Genomic DNA, 21,958 nt, shown 5'->3' on the forward strand with positions numbered 1-21,958 from the left:
CTCAGGCGTCTGCGGAGACGGCAGGGCCCGCGGGACCGGGACAGCCGGAGCCGTTTGCCTGGGCGGCGGCCTCATGGTCTTCGGCGATCGCTTCGTGGTGGCGGATGACCTCGCCGATGATGAAGTTCAGGAATTTTTCGGCGAATCCGGGGTCCAAATGCGCCTCGGCGGCGAGCCGGCGCAGGCGCGCGATCTGGGCCGTCTCCCGGCCGGGGTCCCCGGCGGGAAGCCTATGGGCGGCCTTGAGGAAGCCGACCTTCTGCGTCGCCTTGAAGCGTTCGGCCAGAAGGTACACGAGGGTCGCATCGATGTTGTCGATGCTGGAGCGGATCGACAACAGTTCAGCCATCACCGCGGGATCCACCTGGCCGGCCAGTGAACTGGCGCCAGGATCATAGGAATCGGCATCGGGATGAGTGTGGTTCTGCTCGGTCATTGACCCAGTCTAGGGGCACTGCTGCCAATCGTTCCTGCTGTTAAGCGGCGCCCTGCCGTACCTCACGCTGACCGCGTCCGGTCCCGGCAAAGGACATGCCCACCGTTCAATCTGAACGGTGGGCATGTCCTTCCGCTGACGCCGAAGGCTCTCAGCCGTGCAGGACGGCGCGGAATTCCTCCCGGCGCCGGGCCTGCTCATCCGGGTCCGGAACGGGCAGGGACGCGATGAGCTTCCGCGTATAGTCGTGCTGCGGATTGCCCATCACCTGGTTCCCGAGCCCCTGCTCCACCATCTTGCCCTTGTAGAGCACCCCGACCCAGTGGGACAGGATGTCCACCACGGCGAGGTCGTGGCTGATGAACAGGGCGGCGAACCCGAATTCGGCCTGGATCTCCTTGAACAGCTCCAGCACCTTCGCCTGGACCGAAACGTCGAGCGCCGACGTCGGCTCGTCGGCGATCAGCAGCTTCGGGTTCAGGATCAGCGCGCGCGCCAATGAGGCGCGCTGCCGCTGCCCGCCGGAGAGCTCGTGCGGGAACCGTTCCGCGTACGACGCCGGCAGCTGCACCGATTCCAGCAGCTCACGCGTCCGCTGGCGTGCCTGCGCCGGCGTCGGGTTGCTGTGGATGATGAGCGGTTCGGCGACGCAGTCGCCGATGGTCAGCTGCGGGTTGAAGGATGCGGCCGGATCCTGGAACACGAATCCGATGTCTTTCCGCAGTGGCTTGAAGGTGCGCTCCTTCAGATTGAGCATCTCGTAGTCGAGCACCTTCAGGCTGCCGCCCGTGGTCCGGTTCAACCCGGCGATGGCCCGGCCGATGGTGGTCTTACCCGAACCCGACTCGCCGACGAGCCCGAAGACCTCGCCCTCGGACAAGGTGAAGCTGACACCGTCCACCGCCTTGAACGCGGGGCTGCCCAGCCGGCCGGGGTACTCGATGGTCAGGTCCCTCGCCTCGACCAGCACCTTGCCGCCCTGGTGGGCGCGCTCGGTCAGGCCTTCCGAGGCCGAATTCCTGCCAAGGTGCGGGACCGCGGCCAGGAGCTTCTTGGTGTAGTCCTGCTTCGGCTCCGCAAAGAGGACCCGGGAGCTTGCCTCTTCGACGACGTCGCCCTCGTACATCACGACGACGCGGTCGGCGAGGTCCGCCACCACGCCCATGTTGTGGGTGATGAGCACGATCGAGGTGCCGTACTGGTCCCGGAGATCCCGCAGCAGTTCCAGGATCTCCGCCTGCACGGTGACGTCGAGGGCCGTGGTGGGCTCGTCGGCCACGATCAGTCCCGGGTTCAGCGCCAGCGCCGCGGCAATGACCACGCGCTGTTTCTGGCCGCCGGAGAACTGGTGCGGATAGTGGTTGACCCGGGTTTCCGGGTCCGGGATGCCCACCTTGCGGAGTGCCTCGATGGCACGCGACTTGGCTTCCTTGGCACTGATGCGTCCGGTTCCGCTGTGGCCGGCGTGGGCCCGGATGCCTTCGGCGATCTGCCAGCCCACGGTGAAGACAGGATTGAGCGCAGTCGACGGCTCCTGGAACACCATGGCCACGTCGCGGCCGCGGATCTGCCGGAGCGTGGCCGGGCTGACGCTGATCACGTTGTTGCCGTTGATCAGTACAGCTCCGGAGCTGATGGCGGTTTCCGGCAGCAGTCCGAGGATGGTCTTCGCGGTGACGGTCTTGCCCGAGCCGGATTCGCCGACGATTGCCACGACCTCGCCGGGGTTGACCTCGAGGCTGACGTCCTTGACGGCGTACACGTCCCCGGCGTCGGTCGCGAAGGTGACCTTGAGGTGGTCGATGTCGAGGACAGGCCCGGCGCCGCGGCCGTGCGGGTCGATGTTGGTGGTCATGGAAGTCTCGCTTCTGGTTCGAGTGCAGCCTGCGCGCCGGCAGTGGAATCGGGTCCGCCCTTGCCGGAGGCTGCCTTCTTGCGCCCGCGCAACCGGGGATCATTGAGGTCGTTGATGCTCTCGCCGACCAGCGTCAGTCCCAGGACGGTGAGTACCATCGCCAGGCCTGGGAACACACCCGTCCACCAGATGCCGGAGGTGGTGTCCGCGAGAGCTTTGTTGAGGTCGAAGCCCCATTCTGCGGCCGATGTGGGTTCAATGCCGAAGCCGAGGAAGCCCAGGCCTGCAAGGGTCAGGATGGCCTCGGAGGCATTGAGCGTGAAGATCAGCGGCAGGGTCCGGGTGGCGTTCTTGAAGATGTGGCGGCTCATGATACGGATGCTTGAGGCGCCTACGACCTTCGCCGATTCAACGAATGGTTCTGCCTTGAGCCGGATGGTCTCAGACCGGATGACGCGGAAGTACTGCGGGATGAAGACGACGGTGATGGAGATTGCCGCCGCCAGGATGCCGCCCCAGAGGTTGGATCTTCCGCCGCTGATGACGATCGCCATGACGATGGCGACGAGCAGGGACGGGAAGGCGTAGATGGCGTCGGCGATCACGACGAGGATGCGGTCCAGCCAACCGCCGAGGTAGCCGCTGACCAGGCCCAGGATCACACCGACGAAGATCGACATGACCACCGCCACAACGATCACCATGACGGCGGTCTGAGCCCCCCAGACGACCCGGGAGAAGACATCGTAGCCGCCGACCGTGGTGCCCATGAGGTGCTTGCCCCCGGGCGCCTGCTGCGCCGGGAAGCTGCCGTCGGCGTCGGAAATCTGGGAGAAGCCGTAGGGGGCGATCAGGGGCGCGAAGATCGCGGTCAGCAGGAAGATGCTGGTCAGCACGAGCCCGGCGACGAGCATGCCCCGCTGCAGGCCGACGCTCTTGTTGAAGTGTGAAACGACCGGCAGGCGCCGGAACCAAGGGGCACGCGGGTCCTTCACGGTGACAGAAATGTCAGGGGTGCTCATATCAGTACCTCACGCGGGGGTCGATCAGCGCGGCGACGATGTCCACGATGAAGTTAGTCACGGCCACGATCACGGCCAGAAGGACCACGATCCCCTGGACGGCCACGAAGTCGCGGGCCGTCAGGTAGGTGGCCAGCTGGAAGCCGAGGCCCTTCCATTCGAAGGTGGTCTCGGTCAGCACTGCGCCGCCGAGCAGGACGGCGATTTGCAGCCCCATCACGGTGATGATCGGGATCAGCGCCGGCTTGTAGGCGTGCTTCGTGACCAGGCGGAATTCGCTGACGCCGCGTGAACGGCCGGCTTCCACATAGTCCTTGCCCAGCGTGCCGATCACGTTGGTCCGCACGAGCCGCAGGAAGACCCCCGCCGTGAGCAGGCCCAGTGCGGTGGCGGGAAGCACGGCGTGCGCCACCACGTCACCCAAGGCGGCCATGTTGCCGCTGCGGATCGCATCCACCCAGTAGACGCCGGTCGGCGCTTCGAGCGCCGTGAGGGCCAGTTCGCTGGAGGTCTTGGCCCGTCCGGCCACGGGCAGCCAGCCCAGCCAGACGGAAAAAACCAGCTTGTACAGCAGCCCCGAGAAGAAGACCGGTGTGGCGTAGAAGAGGATGGCGAGGATCCTCAGCACGGCGTCCGGGGCCTTGTCGCGCCGGTGCGCGGCAAGCATGCCCAGCGGGATGCCGATGAGCAGCGCCACGAGCACGGCGTTAATGGCGAGTTCGAGGGTGGCCGAGCCGTAGGTCGTCAGCATCTCGGAGACCTTGCGGTTGTCCGAGAGCGTGGTGCCGAAGTTGCCGGTGAGGAGCTGTCCGAGATACTCGAAGTACTGCACGAAGATGGGCCGGTCGTAGCCGGCGTTATGGATGCGCTCCTGCAGCTGCTCCGGCGGAAGCCGGCCGCCCAGGGCTGCCGTAATCGGGTCGCCGGTGATCCGCATCAGGAAGAACACCAGGGTGACCAGGATGAGGATGGTCGGAAAAATCAGGAGGAACCTGATCAGGATGTATTGGCCCAGTCCCCCGCCGGACGACTTCTTCTTTGACGGCAGCAGGCCGTCGGCGTCGGTTGGCGGCGCCTCGATAAGTGTTGTCATTGGTACCTAAAAGTGTGTTTCCGTCTGCCTCGTGGGCTTCGGGAATCGGTTGTCCTCTACCGGCAGGAAAGGCGGGACGCCGTGCAGGCGCCCCGCCTCCTCGGCTGGAAAGAACCGGATGGGGATTGGACCTACTTGGAAATCACTCCAAGGCGGGTCTTGAAGGACGGATCCAGGGTCTTTTCAACACCCTTGATGTCCTTGCCGGCGACCATCAGCTGAGCGCCCTGCAACAGCGGCAGCGTGGAGAGGTCCTTGGCGACGGCCGTCTGGGCGTCGCTGAGCAACTTTTCACGCTCGGCTTTGTCACTGGCGACCAGTTGCTTGCTGATCTGGTCTGTGACGTCCGGGTTCTCATAGTGGTTCTTGAGGAAGTTGCCCGGGATGAAGAACGGCGTGAGGTAATTGTCCGCGTCCGAGTAGTCCGGGAACCAGCCGAGCTGGTAGACCGGGTAGACGTCTTTGGTGCGGTCCTTGGAGTAGGTAACCCACTCCGTGGACTGCAGCTCGACCTTGAACAGGCCCGATTTCTCCAGCTGTTCCTTGATCATGGCGTACTCATCGCCGGAGGACTTGCCGTAGTGGTCCGGGTTGTACTGCAGCTTCAGGGTGACCGGAGCGGTGACACCGGCATCACTGAAGGCCTTCGTGGCCTTGTCCAGGCTGGGCTTGCCGCTGCCGTCCCCGTACATGTCTTTGAGTGGCTTGGCTGCCCCGGGCAGTCCATCCGGGACAACGGAATAGGCCGGCAGGTAGGTGCCTTTGTAGACCTGGCTGGCGATCGCGTCGCGGTCGACGACGTTGGCCATCGCCTGGCGGACGGCAAGTGCCTTGGCGGAATCGGCGTCGGCAGTCTTGGCACCGAACGGCATGGTGTCGAAGTTGAAGACGATGTAGCGCAGTTCGCCACCCGGGCCCTTGTGGACGGTGACCTTGGAATCTTTCTCGAGGTCGGCGGCGTCCGTGGCTGTCAGCGTGCGCCCGGCGACGTCGATGTTGCCTTGCTGCACATCGAGCTTGAGGTTGTTGGAGTCCGCGTAGTACTTGATCGTGGCGCCGTCATTGGCTGGCTTTCCCAGCAGGCCCTGGTAGTCCGGGTTGACCTTGAGGCTGACGAGCTCGTTCTTCTTGTAGCTCTCGATCGTGTACTGGCCCGCGAACGGCTTGCCCTTGACGATTTCGTCGTCGCTCATCAGCGTGTCGGCCGGAAAGACCTCTTCGTCGATGATCGGCCCGGTGTTAGTCCCGAGCACGCTGGGGAAGACCTGGTCGTTGCCGGCCTTGAGCGTGAAGACCACCGTGGTGTCATCCTGGGCCTCCACCGAAGCGAGGTTGCTGAGGAGTGACGCCGGACCGTTGTCGTCGTTGATCTTGACTACGCGGTCAATCGAGTACTTCACGTCGGAGGACGTCAGAGCGTGGCCGTTGGCGAACTTCAGCCCGGACTTGAGCTTGACCGTGTACTCGGTCGGCGAAGTGAACGATGCGGATTCGGCAATGTCGGGGACGGCTTCTGCCGTGCCGGGCTTCGAGTTCATGAGGAACGGGTAGATCTGGTTCATCACCATGAAGGAGCCGGCGTCGTAGGAACCGGCCGGGTCGAGGGTGACGACCTTGTCCGTCGTGCCGTACGTAATGGCGCCCCCGCCGGCGGCGCTGCCGGATGCCGTGCCGCCACCGGAAGGGCCGGTGCAGGCAGTCAGTGCGAAGGCGGATACCCCGGCGAGCGCGATGGCGCTCTGCAGGGCCTTTTTGTTCATTGCCATCTGTGAACTTTCTGTTCGATGAGTACTAGTGCGCAGCCCCGAAGTGAAACGAACGACTCGGTGGGCGGCGCGCTGTCCTGATGCCTAGATTCAACCAGAGAACCATTTGGTGAATCGTTACATCATGTGAGATGAGACACAAAATTTACACGAACGGCAGGAAGTCATCACTTTCTTCAGGAATCCAGCCGGATTTTCGGCAGGCCCGCGGGCCTGGGCCGTCTGGAGTGGCAGCGCAGCGCGGAAGGAGCACCGCACATCGAATATGTGCGGTGCTCCTTCGAAGCCACCGGGGCCCGGTGCGCGGCTGTGTTAGAGGGCGGTGCGCTGCAGCGAACGCGCGGCGTCGATGGTGGCCTGCCCCAGCACGCGGCTGCCCTGGTACAGGACCACGGTCTGGCCGGGGGCGACGCCGCGCAGCGGCTCGGTGAGGGTGACCACAAGGTTGCCGTGCTCGACGGCGCCGGTGCCGTCGCCGGTGGCGTCGCCGCCGTCGGACGCCCCGGGGCCAGTGCGTTCCATGCGGGCCGTGGCGGGCACGGGGTCTCCATGGGCGCGGACCTGGGCGTAGCAGTCGAACTCCGCGCCGGCGTGCACCTCGGCGATCGGCAGCCCGGCCCAGGAGACCTTGATGCCGCGGATTTCGTCGATGGCCAGCAGGGCCTCGGGCCCGACGACCACCTTGTTCTCCTTCGGCCGGATTTCCAGGACGAACCGCGGCTTGCCGTCGGCCGCCGGGGTGCCCAGCTTCAGGCCGCGGCGCTGGCCAACCGTGAACGCGTTGGCGCCCGGGTGCTCGCCGACCTTCGCGCCGGATTCGTCGACGATGTCGCCCGTCGTCATTTCGATCTTCTCGGCGAGCCATCCGGCGGTGTCGCCGTCCGGGATGAAACAGATGTCGTGGCTGTCCGGCTTGTTCGCCACGGAAAGACCGCGGCGTTCGGCTTCGGCGCGGACCTCCGCCTTGGACGGCGTCTCCGCCAGCGGGAACATCGAGTGCTTGAGCTGCTCGTGCGTCAGCACGCCCAGCACGTAGCTCTGGTCCTTCGCCCAGTCGGCGGCGCGGTGCAGTTCGGGATTGCCCTCGGCGTCAGTGGTCACCTTGGCGTAGTGCCCGGTGCAGACGGCGTCGAAACCCAGCGCGATCGCCTTCTCCAGCAGCGCGGCGAACTTGATCCGTTCGTTGCAGCGCATGCAGGGGTTGGGCGTGCGCCCGGCGGCATATTCGTCAATGAAGTCCTGGACCACGTCCTCCTTGAAACGCTCGGAGAAGTCCCAGACGTAGTAGGGGATGCCGAGCACGTCGCAGGCGCGCCAGGCGTCTCGGGAGTCCTCGATGGTGCAGCAGCCGCGGCTGCCGGTGCGCAAGGTTCCCGGCATCCGGGACAGCGCCAGGTGGACACCGACGACGTCGTGTCCCGCCTCGACGGCGCGGGCTGCGGCAACGGCGGAATCAACGCCGCCGCTCATGGCTGCAAGAACTCGCATACTGGCTTTCTTTAGGGTTCGGGTGTCGCAGGCGGCAGCTTTCACTGCTGCACTGTTGATCACGGCTGCGTTGTTCACGGCTGCGTTGTTCACTGCTGGGTTGTTCCTGCTGGGGCCGCAGGACTAACACAACACCTGCCGCCCTATTCTATCGCCACGCCGAATCCTCACCCAAAAGCCTTGACTGAACCACACCGCGCTTCTAACGTCAGGATAGACGGTTTTAGAAACTGACTACGCACCAGCGGGAATCGAGCGGACATGGCTGTTGAGCGCATCGTCATCGTGGGCGGCGGGCTGGCCGGCGCCACCGCAGCCAAGACATTGCGGGCGGAGGGCTTCAGCGGCCCGGTCGTGGTGGTGGCCGAAGAGGCCCACCACCCGTACCTGCGTCCACCGCTGTCCAAGGAGTACTTGCTGGGCAAGGCCGGCGATGACGCGCTTCCCGTGGTTCCGGAGGGCTGGTACGCGGAGAACGGCGTCGAGCTGCGGCTGGGTGAGCCGGTCACGCACCTTGACCCCGGCGCCCGCACCCTGAGCCTCGGTGACGGCAGCCGGCTGGAGTACGCCTCGCTGCTGCTCGCCACCGGGGCACGTCCCCGGAGCATTCCCCTGCCGGGCAGCGGCCTGGACGGGGTCAGCACCTTCCGGACGGTGGAGAACAGCCTGCGTCTGCGCGCCGGCCTCGTCGATGGGGGCCGGAATGTTGTGATGATCGGCTCCGGCTGGATCGGGATGGAACTGGCCGCCGCCGCCAGCACCTATGGCAACACCGTCACCCTGCTGGGGCCGGCGAAGGTTCCGCTGGCCGCCGCGATCGGCTCCGAGCTGGGCGGCTTCTTCCGCTCGCTGCATGAGGCCAACGGCGTGCGATTCAGGCTTCCCGCCTCGGCGGCCGAGATAACCGGCCAGTCGGGACGCGTGACAGGGGTGGTCACCGACGCCGGCGACGTCCTACCCGCCGACCTGGTGATCATTGCGGTCGGCGTAGTACCGGAAGTCGCCCTGGCCGAATCCGCCGGCATCGGACTGCGGAACGGCGGCATCCTCACCGATGCCTCGCTGCGGACCGGAACCCCCGGGATCTACGCGGCCGGCGACGTCGCCAACGCCCTGCACCCCTTCACCGGGGAGCACCACCGCAGCGAACACTGGTCCAATGCGCTCAACGGCGGCAAGGTGGCGGCCAAGGCCATGCTCGGCCAGGACGCCGTGCTGGACACGATCCCGTATTTCTATACCGACCAGTTCGACGTCAGCATGGAGTATTCGGGCTTCCCGACGCTCATCTCCGGGCGGCCAACGATCCGTGGCTCGCTGGAGGGGAAGGAATTTCTCGCCTTCTGGCAGCGCGACGGCCAGGTGGTCGCGGGAATGAGCGTGAACTGGCCGCGGTCCGACAAGCCCCAAAAGACGATCAAGGCACTCATCACAGCGAAGGCCGCGCTGGCACCCGAGGTGCTGGCCGACCCCGCCGTCCCGCTGGATCAGCTCCTGGATCAGCTCCTTCCAGGGGATTGACGTGCAGACTCACGGGCGACTGTTCCCGCGGTCTGGATGCTGGACTCGTGGCCGGCCATGCCCGCCTGCCGGGCACGGGCGACGGCGCCCGGCAGCGCGGCCAGCAGCGCGTCGACGTCGGCCTCGGTGGAGGAATGCCCCAGGCTGAACCGCTGGGCGCCCCTGGCCGTGTCCTCATCCAGGCCCATCGCCAGCAGCACATGGGAGGGCCGCGGCACTCCTGCTGTACAGGCCGAACCGGTGGAGGATTCCACCCCGGCCAGGTCCAGCAGGAACAACAGGGAGTCCCCCTCGCAGCCGGCGAAGGTGAAGTGTGCGTTTCCCGGCAGCCGCCCGGCCCCGGGAGCCCCGCGCAGCACCGCCTCAGGCACCGCCGCAAGGACTCCGCCGATCAACCGGTCCCGAAGCCCCGCGATCCGCGCGGCCTCCTCCGGGAGCTTGGCGGTGGCGGCTGCGGCGGCTGCGGCGAAAGCGGCGATCGACGCAGTGTCCAGGGTCCCGGAGCGGACGTCGCGTTCCTGTCCCCCGCCGTGCTGGACCGGGGTCAGCTTCACCGCGCGGCCAAGAATGAGCGCCCCGACGCCGACCGGACCGCCGATCTTGTGGCCCGAGATGGACATGGCGTCCAGGCCGGTGCCGCGGAAGTCCACCGGCACGGAGCCGAAGGCCTGGACGGCGTCGGAGTGCACCGGAACGCCGGCGGCGTGCGCCAGCTCAACAATCCTGGCGACGGGCTGGATAGTGCCGACTTCGTTGTTGGCCCACATGACCGTGACGAGGGCGATCGAGGCCGGATCACGGGACAGTTCGGCCTCCAGCACGCCGAGGTCCAACGCGCCCTCGGCATCAACCGGCAGCCAGCACACTTCGGCGCCCTCGTGCCGTTCGAGCCACTCCACCGAGTCCAGCACCGCGTGGTGTTCGACGGCGGAGCACAGGATGCGCGTGCGCGCAGGGTCCTCGGCGCCACGGGCCCAATACAGTCCCTTGACCGCGAGGTTGTCAGCCTCGGTGCCGCCGGACGTAAAGATGACTTCCGAGGGATGCGCCCCGGCGGCGGCGGCCAGCACTTCCCTCGCATCCTCGACGGAGCGCCGGGCGCGGCGGCCGGACCCATGCAGCGAGGAAGGGTTGCCGGTCCGGGCCAGTTCGCGTGTCAGCGCGGCCAGCGCCTCCGGGGCGAGGGTGGTGGTGGCGGCATGATCGAGGTAAACAGGCACACGGCAATTCTACCCGCGGCGGCGCAAGGAGAAGCCGCCGGCGGCGCAGGGAGAGGTCTCCGGTCCGGACCCGACGCTGGTATAAATTCAAGCCGTGAAAGCGTCCCTGTACCTTGCCCCGGCAACCTGTTCTGGGTCGGGAAAAATCGTGGTCGGCCAGGCCGCCGTCGCCTCGATGACCCCTCTGGACCTGACCTTCTGGCGCTGGACCCTTGCCGCCGGGCCGCTGCTGCTCCTGGCCCGGTTCATAGAGAAGCCGGACTGGCGCTCGGTGCTGCGACGTTGGCCGGGGTGGACGGGCAGGCCAAGCTCAAAGTGGCCTGAGCCCGTGGAACTGCAGGCTCAGAGAGGCCTGATACGGGCGCAGCATTGCGCCGGCTGGGCGGCGCCCTGCGCCCTGAGGTCTGTGATGTCGAGCGCCTCCACCCGGTCCGGGTCGACGCCGCAGCCTGCGGCGGCCCCGCCCAGGAAAGCTCCGTTCATGGCGCAGACCACCTCCGTATGGCCTTCGGCGATCCGGTGGAAGGGGCAGTTCAGCAGCACAAAGCCGCCCGCGCCGTCAGCCTCCGGCCGATAACCTTCCGCCGCAAGCAGCCCCGCAAAGTCGGCTCCCTTGTCGCCGCTCGCCTGAGCCGTAGCCTGCCCCCGGGCGTAGGCAGCACGGACCAGCGCCTCCCGGGCGGAGACGCCCGCCGCCGTCGACTCCTCGATCGCGGAGACCAGCAGCTCGGCGGCCAGATCGTAGTTGCGGTCCGGCACCGAGGCGGCCACCTCCTGCACGGCGGCCTTGTACAACTTGGCGGGACGGCCCGATCCGGGACCTTCCCGCCCGCCGAGTTTCCGGAATTCCGTGCCGAGGAGCCCGTCATGCACGAGCCGGTCCAGATGGAAGGACGCTGTGCTCCGGGAAAGGCCAAGGGCTCCGGCGGCATCGTCACGGCTAACAGCGGCCTCCGCCGACGCGACAAAATCAAACAGCTTCCTGCGGTTCGCATCCCCAAGGGAGGCTACGGCCGCCATCCTGCGCTGCCACGGGAGTCTGCTCATGACGACATTCTATCTCTAAAAACAAGATCCATTGTTTAATATCTCCGAGAGTTCTAAAATCGAGCTATCCACTTTTAGAAGCTGCAGAAGGAGCCCCAGATGCAATCCCCCTCAACCCTTACGGCAGGACCCCGTCCGCTCGCAGCGGAACCGGCTCGGCAGGCCTTCCTGCTGCTACGGACGGTATTCACCATTGCGCCCGTGCTCTTCGGCCTGGACAAGTTTACGAACCTGCTGACCGACTGGACGGCCTACCTGGCCCCGGTTGCCACTACCGTGGTCCCGCTCCCGGCCCAGACCATCATGTATATCGTCGGCGTCGTCGAAATCATCGCCGGCCTCGCCGTGGCATTTAGGCCTCGGTTCGGATCGCTGCTGGTTGCCGTGTGGCTGCTCGGCATCATCATCAACCTCATCGTGCTGGGCAACTTCTACGACGTCGCGCTCCGCGACTTCGGCCTGCTGGTCGGAGCTCTTGCACTGAACCGGCTGTCGCCGAAGAAGGCCCGGTAGCGGTTCACCACGGGGGGCGGCTCAGCCTGGCGGAACGACGGCGAGCCGCCCTGCGGTGTCGGCCCTGCCGAGGCCAGGGCAGCAGGCCGCGGCGTCCGGGCAGGGTACGGAGCCGTACACCGAGGAACCCGGCCTTGCCGGACAGGCCGGCGTATACCGCGGTTGCCCCGGAGCCCACGGGAGGGCGGCGCCTTGCGGCCGCCTGTGGGGAGCATCGCCGCGCCAGGGCGTCAGGGCGTCAGGCGCCAGATGCGCGTGGCCGAGGCACTGTGCGGAGGGCGGGCTCCCCCGAGCCCAGCCGGCCGCCATTATCCAAGAACGGCCGGAATGAGAGCCCCAAGGCGGCCATATGTGCCAAATCGACGAGACCCGCCGCGCCGACTCGGGTCCGCGGAACCTGGGAGAGGGTCTGCCACGGCCGCGGCGACTACGCCAGGACCCGGACGGCTCCCGGGACCACCTCGATGGTGAGCGGCAGTGGTCCGATCCGCTCGCCGTCGGCGTACGCCACCACATTGTCTGCCGCCACCTCGATCCGGCGGACCCGCCGGATCTGCACCGCCGGGTGCCCGGTATGGCCGCCGGAAAAGACCCTCGGGAAGACCGCCAGAAGGCCCAGCCGGGACAGCGGCCCGGCGATGAAGAGGTTCAGATAGCCGTCGTCGAGGAAGGCATCGGGGCTTACTTTCATGCCTCCGCCGATCGATTGCCGTTCGCGAATTGTGCCAGCCGCCGGGAACCTTCCGGGCTTACGCGGTCGTTGTTCGTTCAGCCGGTTAAACTGGCCAGGCCGGACGTCCAGGATGGGCTGGCACCATCAACGTAAGGATTCTTGCTTGACGCAGGGCAACAGCTCGCATTACCAGGTCCTCCGCATCCCGGTGACGGCGACGGCGACGGAAATCAAGGTGGCCTACCGCAAGGCCGCCCGCAAGGCACACCCTGACCACGGCGGTGACCCCGCAGCGTTCCGGCGGGTGACCCTTGCCTACGAGACCCTCATTGACGCCAAGCGGCGCGCCGACTACGACCGCTCGTACGGGAGCCGCTCCCGCGGCTTCTCCGGAACCCCGGACCGCGAGGAAGGGGCGCACTTTGACGCGCCGGCCGCAGGCAGCCGCGCCTCGGCCCATGTACGCCGTCCCAACACACCGCGAAATACCGCGGCCGATGCCCCCCTTTATGTTCCGTCCTTTGAGGACGTGGCCCAGGCCGGCGAGGTGCCGCTGATCCCGGAGGATCTGGCACGGCAGCAGGTCCACGGGATGCCGCGCAAGCGCGGGATCTTCGGGGCCGAAGCGAGGATCCAGCGGGAAATGCGGACCGTCCAGCTGATCAGCCGCCAGATCCTCCCCGCCATTCCGGCCGCGCGCCTCATCAACGGCCTGCAGTCACCCGCGGACAACAGCCATATCGATCACGTGCTTTTCTCCGGCTACCGGATGGCTGTTATCGGCTCCATGCTGCTGCCCCCCGGCGCCTACGCCTGGAACGGCAGCACCCTGACCCATGGCGGGCGGTCGATCACTCCTCCGCAGCTGGCGCATGTGGTGCGCCGGATGCAGGACATTTTCCCGGAGCTGAACGTGACCGGCTGGACCGTGGTGCACAGCAGCGACGGCAATTTGCACGAGCCGGTCATTGACCAGCACCGCCGCGCAGCTGCCGGCCTGGGCAGCGACCGCGGCGACAGCCACGACACCGTCCGGGTGGTCAACGCTGCCGGCCTGGCGCGCGGCCTGAAGCAGTTCCTGAGCTCCGGCCCGGCACCGAACACAGTCAACGTCCCGGTGCTTGGCCGCCTGCTGCGCGGGATGCACTAGCCGCGGCTCGCTAGGATGGGAGCGTGTTCCGCATCCTCTTCCACGCCCCCGAGATTCCCGGCAATACGGGCAACGCCATTCGCCTGGCCGCGATCACCGGCGCCCAACTGCACCTCGTGGAACCCCTGGGCTTTGACTTTTCCGACGCCAAACTGCGGCGGGCCGGCCTGGATTACCACGACCTCGCCGTCGTGACTATCCACCCGGATATCGACGCGGCCTGGCAGGCGCTGAACCCGGAGCGCGTTTTTGCCTTCACGTCCGACGGCGAGGCCTCCTATGCGGACATCAAGTACCTCCCCGGGGATGTACTGCTGTTCGGCCGGGAATCGGTGGGACTACCCGAGGAGCTGAAGCACGACCCGCATGTGACGTCCCGCGTACGTCTGCCGATGCTGCCCGCCCTGCGCTCCCTGAACCTTGCCAACGCAGCCTCGATCGCCGTCTACGAGGCCTGGCGCCAGAACGGCTTCGCCGGCGCCCAGCTGTAGCCCGGGCGGCGGTTCCGCCGTGAATTTCCGGCTGTATCCGCCCATCCGGCTGCACTGCCGCGCCGAATCACAAGTGAAGCCCGGTTCAGGGCAACCGCAAGGAGCACGGGGAAGGGAGCGAGGAACGGCAGGTGACAACAGCGCAGGTGGACAGACACCCGGCCCGCCGGGTGGCGGGCGGCCACGCCTGTGGAGCGGCTCATCCTCACCCGGGATCGGCGCCACGCGCCTTATGCTTGAAGGTGATGGAAACTCCCAACGCCCCGAATCCCGAGGCCGCCGCTCCCCCGGACACCTCAGCCGATGTAAATCGTCGGCTGGGAATGTTGCTGGAACAGATCGCCCAGGGTAACCAAGCCGCCTTTGCCGAGTTCTATCAGCTCACGTCCCGGCGTGTTTTCGGCATGGCCCGGCGGGTCCTGATCGACACGGAACTCAGCGAGGACACCACGCAGGAAGTCTTCCTCCAGGTCTGGCAGAACGCGTCGAAGTTCAATCCCGAGGCGGGAAGCCCCCTCGCATGGCTTATGACCATCGCGCACCGCCGGGCCGTCGACAAGGTCCGGTCTTCCCAGTCGTCCACCGACAGGGAAGCGAAGTACGGCGCAAGCAGCCAGGAGATTGACCACGATTCCGTCTCCGATGAGGTCGGCAACCGGCTTGAGGCCGAAGCCGTGGTCCGTTGCCTCGAGACCCTGACCGATACGCAGCAGGAATCTGTGCGACTGGCCTACTACGGCGGCCTCACGTACCGGGAAGTCGCAGAAAAGCTCAACGCTGCGGTTCCCACCATCAAGTCCCGCATCCGCGACGGCCTGATCCGACTGAAGACCTGTCTGGGGGTGAGTTGAGATGACCGACATGAACGCGCAGAACAACGCTCGTGTTCCCGGCGCCTTTGCGGCCGACATCGCCACCGACCTCACTTCGGGCCGGGCCGTTGAACTGGCCGAGGTGTACGCGCTGAACGCCGTCGACGACGCCGAGCGCGCCGCCATTGAGCACTACTTCGCCGCGGCTACGCCCGCCGAGCGCAACGCGTTCAACGAACGGGTGCGCCAGGCGCAGGAAGCGCTCGCCGCAAGTTTCACCGCGGAAGCACAACCCCCGGCCGGGCTCCTTGACCGCATCATGGCCTCCCTGCCGGCACAGGACGCCGGAGGGGTGCAGCAGCATGCAGGCCACGCGCCGCCGTCGGTTCCGGCCGTCGTCGCCACACCGGTCCGGGAAACCGACGAGCGGCCAGTCACCGATGAACTCGGCGCAGCCCGCCGGCGCCGCGAAGAACGACGCCGGCCGCGGGGTATGCGTAGCTGGCTCGTGGGCGTCGCGGCCGCCGCCGCCATCGCCCTCGGCGGCGTCGGCGTCGGCGCCTATGTGGCGAACCAGAACGATCCGCTGAACCAGGTGCTCCAGGCCGGCGATGTCCGCCAGGCCACCGTCAAGGTGACGGGCGGCGGCACGGTCACCGTGTCCGTCTCCTCGTCGAAGGACGCCGTCGTGGTCAAGATGAACGGGGTCCCGGCGCCGCCTGCCGGCAAGGTCTACCAGATGTGGCTGATCCCGAAGGACGGCTCGGCCCCGGTGTCACAGGGCCTTATGGACGCGGAAGCGCTGTCCAAGCCCGCCGTCGTCAAAGGCATCCACACCGCCGCGGCACTTGGCATCACGGTGGAACCGGTCGGCGGCTCGCAGTCACCGACCCTGCCGACGGTGGCCGCCGCGCCGCTCAACGCCTGACCCTTTGCTTGGGGCCGGCCCCGCACCGGCCCCCAGCAAAAGCGGGAACAACAAACGGTGCTTTCGACTTTTGCCAGAAGCCCGCGTCGTTCACATGCGAGAGGAACAACGGGCCTGCGCCGATCGCGAGGGCCAGCAGGGCACCGACCAGGGTCTGTTTGAAGCCGCCGCCGGTGCCCGCCATCAGACAAGCGCCTGAGACCCTCGGCTGGCCTCGCTGTCACCAATGGCAGTCAGCGTGAGGCGTGCGGCCAGGGTCAGTTTTCGTTGGCGGTTGCGGTTGACGCGAGCCACTCGCCGATTCGTTCGTTGTGCTCGCCCAGCTTGGGTGCCGGGCGGGGCAGCACGGAACCGGTCAGCCTTATTGGCGATGCCAGGGTGGCGAACCCGTCGGGTTCGATGGCGACGAGTCCCCGTGCGCGGGCGTAGTCATTGGTGAGGGCATCTGTAACGGAGTAGACCTCCGACACGGGTACCTGGTGCTCCTGAAGCAGTGCCACTGCCTCCTCGGTGGTGCGGGTGCTGAGGGCGTCTTCCAAGGCTGCCCGGAATTCGGCGGGGTGCGTGTTCCGGCGTGTCTGTTCGCTGAACCTTTTATCGGTCAGCCAGTCTTCTCGTCCGAGGGCTTGGGTGAGCCGGGGGAACAGCCGGTCCCCTGCTATGGCGATAGCTACTGTCCTGTCCTTGGTCCGGTAGGTGCTGAATGGTGTGGACATGGCGTGGTCGTTGCCGCAGGCAGTGGGGTCTTCCCCGTGCAAGGCGCGCATTCCTACCGATTCCAGGATGGAGACCAGGCTGTCAAGCATGGCGATGTCGATGTGCTGGCCTTTTCCGGTCAGATGACGCTCCTGGAGGGCAGCCAGGGCGGCGGTTGCGCCGTAGAGCCCTGGGATGAGGTCGCCGAGGCTCACACCGACACGTGTGGGCTGGCCTCCAGGCCAACCTGTCACGGACATCAGGCCGCTCATTGCCTGGGCGATCAGGTCGTAGGCAGGGGCGTTGCGCAGGGGGCCGTCCTGCCCGAATCCGCTGATGCTGACCACTACGAGGCGGGGATTGACGTCAAGAAGGGTGCTGGCGGCGAGGCCAAGACGATCCATGACTCCTGGCCGGAAGTTCTCGATGACGACGTCGGAATTCCTGACGAGGTCCAGGAGCCTGGTCCGGTCCTCGGCGTCTTTGAAGTTCAGTGTGATGCCGTACTTGCTGCGATTGAAGAGCCGGTAATAGCCTGACTCTCCGTTCACGGTGGGGCCGAAGTGACGTGAGTTTCCGACCCGGATCTTCGGCTAGCTTCGAATCATGCCCCCGCGCCACAGACGGAAGAGTCCGCAGCCGGGGGCGTGGACAGGAACTCCCCTTCTCTGACAGCCCAGGAGGCCACCATGAGCCAGCACAAGACCCAGACAAACGATCTGCCGTATCCGACAGGTGACTTCTTCAACTTCGAAGGCCTGCTGCCCACTCACGAACGCGAACGGCTTCACGAAGTCAGAAGCTGGCTTGACGCCGAAGTGCGTCCCATCGCCACCGATTACTGGAACCGCAGCGAATTCCCGATGGAGCTGATTCCCAAGATTGCCGCACTGGACATCATCAGCCCTGTCCGCAGACAGGGCCACTCGCATCTTTTTGCCGGCCTTCTGACAGCTGAAATTCACAGGGCCGACGCCTCAGTGGGAACCTTCATGAGCGGACAGGATGGATTATTCACCGGCTCGATAGAGTTGCTGGCATCGGAAGAGCAGAAGGCCGCGTGGCTGCCGGACATCTACGCCCTCAGGAAGACAGGCGTCTTCGCGATCACTGAACCGCTGGCCGGTTCAGATGTGGCCGGCGGCACCCGCACGACCGCGGTCAGGGACGGCGACACATGGGTCCTCAATGGCGAAAAACGCTGGATCGGCAACTCCACGTTCTCCGACTACGTGATCATCTGGGCCAAGGACGTCGATGACGAGCAGGTCAAAGGCTTCCTGGTTGACACCAAGACACCGGGATTCTCCGACGCTCATCCAAAACAGGATCTCCCTGCGCAGCGTCCAGAACGCTGACATCAAACTCACGGACCTACGGATTTCAGACGAGTTCCACCTCGCCGGGGCCAACAGTTTCCGTGACACCAACAAGGTGCTCAAATCCACCAGGGCCACCGTGGGCTGGCAGGCCGTCGGACTCCAAATGGCCGCCTTCGACGTCGCCAGGAAGTACGCCGTCGAGCGCCACCAGTTTGGCAAACCCCTGGCCTCGTTCCAACTGATCCAGGAACAGCTCGTCACCATGCTCAGCAACTCCATGAGCTCCATGGGGATGATGGTCCGGCTCGCGCAGCTCGAGGACGCCGGAGAATCCAAAAACGAACACTCCGCAATGGCCAAGGCTTTCGCCACCAAGCGCATGCGCGAAACCGTCGCGCTGGGCCGTAGCATCCTTGGCGGCAACGGCATCGTCACCGAGTACGAGATGGCAAAAATCTTCTGCGACGCCGAAGCAATCTACACCTACGAAGGCACCTACGAGATCAACACACTTGTAGCCGGCCGAGCCATCACCGGCGTCGCAGCATTCGTCTAGGAAATGTGTGCTGGCTGGAGCGTTGACTACGGCCTGGCGGCGTCACCGGCGTCAAGACCCAGTCGGCCGATGATTTCCTGGGCTTCTTCCGCAGGCGTCGCGGAAACGCACAGGCTGATGAAGGTTTCGTCTTCCGTGGGCGCCTCGAGCGCGTCGAACTGGGACTCGAGCAGGGCCGGGGGCATGAAGTGCCCGTGCCGGGAGGCCAGCCGGTCCGAGATCCGGTCCTTGCTTCCCTCCAGGAAGACAAACACCACGCCCTCGCCCCGCAGGACGTCCCGGTAGCGCTTCTTCAGGGCCGAGCACGTGATGACGCCGGGAATCCCGGCCTCAGTGTGGGCCCGGATCCACTCGGCGATGATTTCGAGCCACGGCCACCGGTCCTCGTCAGTCAGCGGCTCGCCCGCCTGCATCTTGGCCACATTGGCCTGCGGGTGCAGGTCGTCGCCTTCCGCGAGATCCCAGCCGAGCCGGCCGGCCAGGAGACCGGCAACAGTTGACTTGCCCGATCCCGAGACCCCCATGATCACGAGAACGGGTTGCTGCGCAGTCTTCGCCATCAAAGTCTGCCTTTCATGAATAAATATGATTTAAACAGAGGCCAGCTTATGGCAGAGGTCAGCTCGGGGCAACTCTAGAAACCGGCGATGGTCCCCGGGCCATTGACTGTGACGACGTGGAACGCCTCGGCACTGCGGCCGGCGGGCAGCCCGCCGCGCTGGGCGGTCCGGAGCATCAATCCACGCACGGTGCGTTCCATCGCCCCGGCGTCGGGATGCTGGCTGACGTGGATGTGGACGGCGGCGAGCTTGCTGTCCACCTGCTCCGTGACGTCCACGAAATGGTTTTCGCGTTCCTCGGGTCCGGCGAAGAGCCACAGCCACGGCAGCTTGTAGGCCTCAAGGCCGGCCCCGGCGAGCTCCGGGTAGGCGAAGGGATTCTCCAGCGCGGGATACACCGCACGGGTCACGGCCTCCCCCACGGCCAGGTGGTCGGGGTGGCTCTTCTGGAGCCGGCTCCAGTTGCGCTCGGGGTGCATGGAAAGCACGACGTCGGGCCGGAGCTGACGGATCAGCCGCACCACCTCCCGCATGACGTCATGGGTGGGCTCGAGGTAGCCGTCGCGCTGGTGCAGGTAATGGATGTCCGTCACACCGACCAGAGCGGCGGCGCGGCGCTGCTCCTCATTCCGCAGCCGGACGATTTCTTCGCGCTGCTCCGGGTCGAAGCCGCCGGCGTCGCCGTCGGTCATGATGCAGTAGCTGACCTCCACCCCGGCGGCGGTCCAGGCGGCAATCGTGCCGGCGGCGCCGAAATCGATGTCGTCGGGGTGGGCGGTGAAACAAAGGACCCGCCCGATCCGGGGGCTTCCCGGGTCGAACGGGCTCTGCGCCGCGCTGGCATTGGTGCTCAAAGTATCAGCCTCTGCGCTTTTTGATTTCTTCGGTGGCCTGCGGCAGGACCTTGAAGAGGTCCCCGACAATGCCGAAGTCGGCGATTTCGAAGACCGGCGATTCGGCGTCCTTGTTCACCGCCACGATCACCTTGGCGGTCTGCATCCCGGCCTTCTGCTGGATGGCGCCGGAGATGCCGGCGGAGATGTAGAGCTGGGGCGAGACGGTCTTCCCGGTCTGGCCCACCTGGGCGTCGTGGCCGATCCAGCCGGCGTCCGTCGCGGCGCGGGAGGCGCCGACGGCGGCACCCAGTGCGTCCGCGAGGTCTTCCACGGGTCCGAAGTTCCCGTCGACGCCGCGGCCGCCTGCCACCACGATCCGCGCCTCGGCCAGGTCCGGGCGCCCGCTGGCGGCCTTTTCGTTGCGCGCCGTGATGCGGGCGGACGCGGCTGTGGCAGTCTCCGGAACCTCAACCGTGACGCTCTCCGGTGCCGTGCCGGTGACGGCGGGCTCCGGTGTGATGCTGTTGGACTTGACGGTGAGCACGGCCACCGGCGTCGTGGCTTTCGCCGTCGTGGTGTAGGAACCGGCAAGCACGGACTTGTGGGCCGTTCCGTCCGGCTCCACGGCGACGACGTCGGTGATCACGCCGGCTCCGAGCTTGATGCCCAGCCGGGCTGCGACTTCCTTGCCGTCGGCCGAGTTTTCCGTCAGGACGACGGCGGCCCCGGAGGCCTGCACCGCGGCGGCCAGGTAGGACGCCTTGGGGCCCACAAGATAGGCGTCGAGGTCCTCGGCGGAAGGTCGGTAGACCACCTGCGCCCCGTAGGCCGCGAGGGCCGCCGCGACCTCGTCGTGCAGTTCACCGTTGAACGCGACGGCCGGCTCGCCGAGGGATCGGGCGATGGTGAGCAGCTCCAGGCTGGACTTCTTCAGCGCCTTGCCGGGATTGTCAATGAATACGATTACTTTTGCCATGTCTGATGATCCCCTTAGAGCAGCTTCTGGGCAGCCAGGAACTCGACCAGCTTGATGCCGGCGTCGCCTTCGTCGGTGATGATGGTGCCGGCGGTGCGCGGCGGCCGGGCTTCGGCCGTTTCGACGGCGGTCCAGGAACCGGACGGCCCCACCTGTGCAGGGTCGACACCGATGTCGGCCAGGGCCAGCGTGGTGATGGTCTTCTTCTTGGCCGCCATGATGCCCTTGAAGTTGGGGTAACGGGGATCGTTGATCTGGTCCGTGACGGAGACGAGGGCAGGCAGGGTGGCCTCGATGGTGTCCGCATGGGAGTCGCCGTCACGGCGGGCGGTGAGCTTGCCGCCGTCGAGCTCCAGCGAGGAGGCGAAGGTCACCTGGGGAAGGCCCAGGCGCTCGGCGAGCTGGGCCGGGACCAGGGAGGTCTCGCCGTCGGTGGAGGCCATCCCGGTGAGGATGAGATCGGCCGGGGCATCCGCTTCGAGGTGCCGGATGGCCGCGGCCAGCGCCAGCGAGGTTGCGGCCGCGTCGGAGCCGGCGAGCGCCTCGTCGCTGAGGTGCACCCCTTCCGTCGCGCCGATCTGGAGCGATTTCTTCACCGCGTTGACGGCACCGGCAGGGCCCATGCTCAGGGCGATCACCTTGTTGCCGGCCGCCTCGCCGCCGCGGGCCTCGATCAGCTGCAGGGCCGCTTCAAGGGCATATTCGTCCAGCTCGGAGAGGATGCTCTCGGAACGGTCAGTCGTGTAGCCGGTGCCGGTCAGATGCCGGTCGAACTGGGCGTCAGGGACGTGCTTGACCAGCACGATGATCTTCAAAGTCTCTTCCACTGTGTGTACAGCAGCCTTCCATGCGGGTGGACAGCCAGCCGGGTGGGGTCGTGGCCACGGAACGCCCGGGATGCCGGGTTGCTCCTAGCTAACCATATAGCGGGACCCCGGCGCGGCCTGGGTTAACGTCCATGTCAGTGCGGTGGAGGAACCGAAAAGGCCGGGCGGCA

Annotated in this window: 21 protein-coding genes and 1 pseudogene; 7 read left to right on the forward strand and 15 right to left on the reverse strand. The window is 66.4% G+C overall.

Annotated features, from left to right (window positions below; translation table 11 throughout):
• Window position 1: 1 nt before the first annotated feature.
• From ACQCSU_RS05635 to mnmA, 6 genes are all read right to left on the reverse strand, one after another.
• Window positions 2-436, reverse strand: a complete 435-nt coding sequence (locus tag ACQCSU_RS05635; RefSeq protein ID WP_426978745.1) for a chorismate mutase — start codon at window positions 434-436, stop codon at window positions 2-4.
• Between the two features lie 151 nt (window positions 437-587).
• A complete protein-coding gene (locus ACQCSU_RS05640) occupies window positions 588-2,291 on the reverse strand; it encodes an ABC transporter ATP-binding protein (RefSeq protein WP_426978746.1) in 1,704 nt (567 codons plus the stop codon).
• A complete protein-coding gene (locus tag ACQCSU_RS05645) occupies window positions 2,288-3,313 on the reverse strand; it encodes an ABC transporter permease (protein ID WP_426978747.1) in 1,026 nt (341 codons plus the stop codon). Before ACQCSU_RS05645 ends, ACQCSU_RS05640 begins: the two co-directional genes overlap by 4 nt.
• Window position 3,314: 1 nt before the next feature.
• On the reverse strand, window positions 3,315-4,406 hold the full coding sequence (locus ACQCSU_RS05650; protein ID WP_426978748.1) for an ABC transporter permease: 1,092 nt from the start codon (window positions 4,404-4,406) through the stop codon (window positions 3,315-3,317).
• Between the two features lie 131 nt (window positions 4,407-4,537).
• Window positions 4,538-6,172 carry an ABC transporter substrate-binding protein gene (locus tag ACQCSU_RS05655; RefSeq protein ID WP_426978749.1) on the reverse strand — a complete coding sequence of 545 codons (1,635 nt, stop codon included), beginning with the start codon at window positions 6,170-6,172 and terminating at the stop codon, window positions 4,538-4,540.
• Window positions 6,173-6,484: 312 nt separating this feature from the next.
• Window positions 6,485-7,660: a tRNA 2-thiouridine(34) synthase MnmA gene (mnmA, locus tag ACQCSU_RS05660; RefSeq protein WP_426978750.1), complete on the reverse strand. Its 1,176-nt coding sequence runs from the start codon at window positions 7,658-7,660 to the stop codon at window positions 6,485-6,487.
• Window positions 7,661-7,921: 261 nt separating this feature from the next.
• Here mnmA and ACQCSU_RS05665 point away from each other — a divergent pair, with 261 nt between their 5' ends.
• Complete coding sequence (locus tag ACQCSU_RS05665) at window positions 7,922-9,181, forward strand: NAD(P)/FAD-dependent oxidoreductase (RefSeq protein WP_426978751.1); 1,260 nt, start codon at window positions 7,922-7,924, stop codon at window positions 9,179-9,181.
• Here the strand turns inward: ACQCSU_RS05665 and ACQCSU_RS05670 are convergent.
• Together ACQCSU_RS05670 and ACQCSU_RS05675 are read right to left on the reverse strand one after the other, a co-directional pair.
• On the reverse strand, window positions 9,160-10,401 hold the full coding sequence (locus ACQCSU_RS05670) for a cysteine desulfurase family protein (protein ID WP_426978752.1): 1,242 nt from the start codon (window positions 10,399-10,401) through the stop codon (window positions 9,160-9,162). The genes ACQCSU_RS05665 and ACQCSU_RS05670 overlap by 22 nt on opposite strands.
• Window positions 10,402-10,743: 342 nt before the next feature.
• Window positions 10,744-11,448 (reverse strand): helix-turn-helix transcriptional regulator, encoded by a 705-nt coding sequence (locus ACQCSU_RS05675; RefSeq protein ID WP_426978753.1) that lies wholly within the window; start codon window positions 11,446-11,448, stop codon window positions 10,744-10,746.
• A gap of 99 nt (window positions 11,449-11,547) precedes the next feature.
• Between ACQCSU_RS05675 and ACQCSU_RS05680 the strand changes: the two genes are divergently transcribed.
• The gene (locus tag ACQCSU_RS05680; RefSeq protein WP_426978754.1) at window positions 11,548-11,961 is read left to right on the forward strand and encodes a hypothetical protein; all 414 of its coding nucleotides are present in this window, start codon (window positions 11,548-11,550) and stop codon (window positions 11,959-11,961) included.
• A 427-nt stretch (window positions 11,962-12,388) separates the two neighbouring features.
• Here the strand turns inward: ACQCSU_RS05680 and ACQCSU_RS05685 are convergent, their stop codons facing one another.
• Window positions 12,389-12,652 carry a hypothetical protein gene (locus tag ACQCSU_RS05685; protein ID WP_426978755.1) on the reverse strand — a complete coding sequence of 88 codons (264 nt, stop codon included), beginning with the start codon at window positions 12,650-12,652 and terminating at the stop codon, window positions 12,389-12,391.
• Window positions 12,653-12,797: 145 nt separating this feature from the next.
• Here ACQCSU_RS05685 and ACQCSU_RS05690 point away from each other — a divergent pair, with 145 nt between their 5' ends.
• The 4 genes from ACQCSU_RS05690 to ACQCSU_RS05705 all read left to right on the forward strand — a co-directional run bounded on the left by ACQCSU_RS05690 (window position 12,798) and on the right by ACQCSU_RS05705 (window position 16,015).
• Complete coding sequence (locus ACQCSU_RS05690; RefSeq protein WP_426978756.1) at window positions 12,798-13,784, forward strand: J domain-containing protein; 987 nt, start codon at window positions 12,798-12,800, stop codon at window positions 13,782-13,784.
• Window positions 13,785-13,807: 23 nt separating this feature from the next.
• Window positions 13,808-14,275, forward strand: a complete 468-nt coding sequence (locus ACQCSU_RS05695) for a tRNA (cytidine(34)-2'-O)-methyltransferase (protein WP_426978757.1) — start codon at window positions 13,808-13,810, stop codon at window positions 14,273-14,275.
• A 245-nt stretch (window positions 14,276-14,520) separates the two neighbouring features.
• Window positions 14,521-15,126: an ECF RNA polymerase sigma factor SigK gene (sigK, locus tag ACQCSU_RS05700; RefSeq protein ID WP_426978758.1), complete on the forward strand. Its 606-nt coding sequence runs from the start codon at window positions 14,521-14,523 to the stop codon at window positions 15,124-15,126.
• 1 nt (window position 15,127) lies between these two features.
• Window positions 15,128-16,015, forward strand: a complete 888-nt coding sequence (locus ACQCSU_RS05705; RefSeq protein WP_426978759.1) for an anti-sigma factor — start codon at window positions 15,128-15,130, stop codon at window positions 16,013-16,015.
• Here the strand turns inward: ACQCSU_RS05705 and ACQCSU_RS05710 are convergent.
• On the reverse strand, window positions 16,005-16,199 hold the full coding sequence (locus ACQCSU_RS05710; protein WP_426978760.1) for a hypothetical protein: 195 nt from the start codon (window positions 16,197-16,199) through the stop codon (window positions 16,005-16,007). The two genes, ACQCSU_RS05705 and ACQCSU_RS05710, sit on opposite strands and share 11 nt — an antisense overlap.
• A gap of 73 nt (window positions 16,200-16,272) precedes the next feature.
• Window positions 16,273-17,298 carry a CaiB/BaiF CoA transferase family protein gene (locus ACQCSU_RS05715; RefSeq protein WP_426979724.1) on the reverse strand — a complete coding sequence of 342 codons (1,026 nt, stop codon included), beginning with the start codon at window positions 17,296-17,298 and terminating at the stop codon, window positions 16,273-16,275.
• 102 nt (window positions 17,299-17,400) lie between these two features.
• Between ACQCSU_RS05715 and ACQCSU_RS05720 the strand changes: the two are divergent.
• A pseudogene (locus ACQCSU_RS05720) lies at window positions 17,401-18,589 on the forward strand (acyl-CoA dehydrogenase family protein).
• Between the two features lie 26 nt (window positions 18,590-18,615).
• Here the strand turns inward: ACQCSU_RS05720 and ACQCSU_RS05725 are convergent.
• The 4 genes from ACQCSU_RS05725 to ACQCSU_RS05740 form a co-directional block, all read right to left on the reverse strand.
• Window positions 18,616-19,149, reverse strand: coding sequence for a gluconokinase (locus tag ACQCSU_RS05725; RefSeq protein ID WP_426978761.1), 534 nt, complete (start codon window positions 19,147-19,149; stop codon window positions 18,616-18,618).
• Between the two features lie 74 nt (window positions 19,150-19,223).
• Window positions 19,224-20,003 carry a PIG-L deacetylase family protein gene (locus ACQCSU_RS05730; protein WP_426978762.1) on the reverse strand — a complete coding sequence of 260 codons (780 nt, stop codon included), beginning with the start codon at window positions 20,001-20,003 and terminating at the stop codon, window positions 19,224-19,226.
• Between the two features lie 4 nt (window positions 20,004-20,007).
• Window positions 20,008-20,961, reverse strand: a complete 954-nt coding sequence (locus ACQCSU_RS05735) for an electron transfer flavoprotein subunit alpha/FixB family protein (RefSeq protein WP_426978763.1) — start codon at window positions 20,959-20,961, stop codon at window positions 20,008-20,010.
• A gap of 14 nt (window positions 20,962-20,975) precedes the next feature.
• Window positions 20,976-21,776, reverse strand: a complete 801-nt coding sequence (locus tag ACQCSU_RS05740) for an electron transfer flavoprotein subunit beta/FixA family protein (RefSeq protein ID WP_426979726.1) — start codon at window positions 21,774-21,776, stop codon at window positions 20,976-20,978.
• Window positions 21,777-21,958 lie beyond the last annotated feature (182 nt).

This window comes from Pseudarthrobacter sp. O4 (assembly GCF_050157025.1).
Lineage (GTDB): Bacteria > Actinomycetota > Actinomycetes > Actinomycetales > Micrococcaceae > Arthrobacter.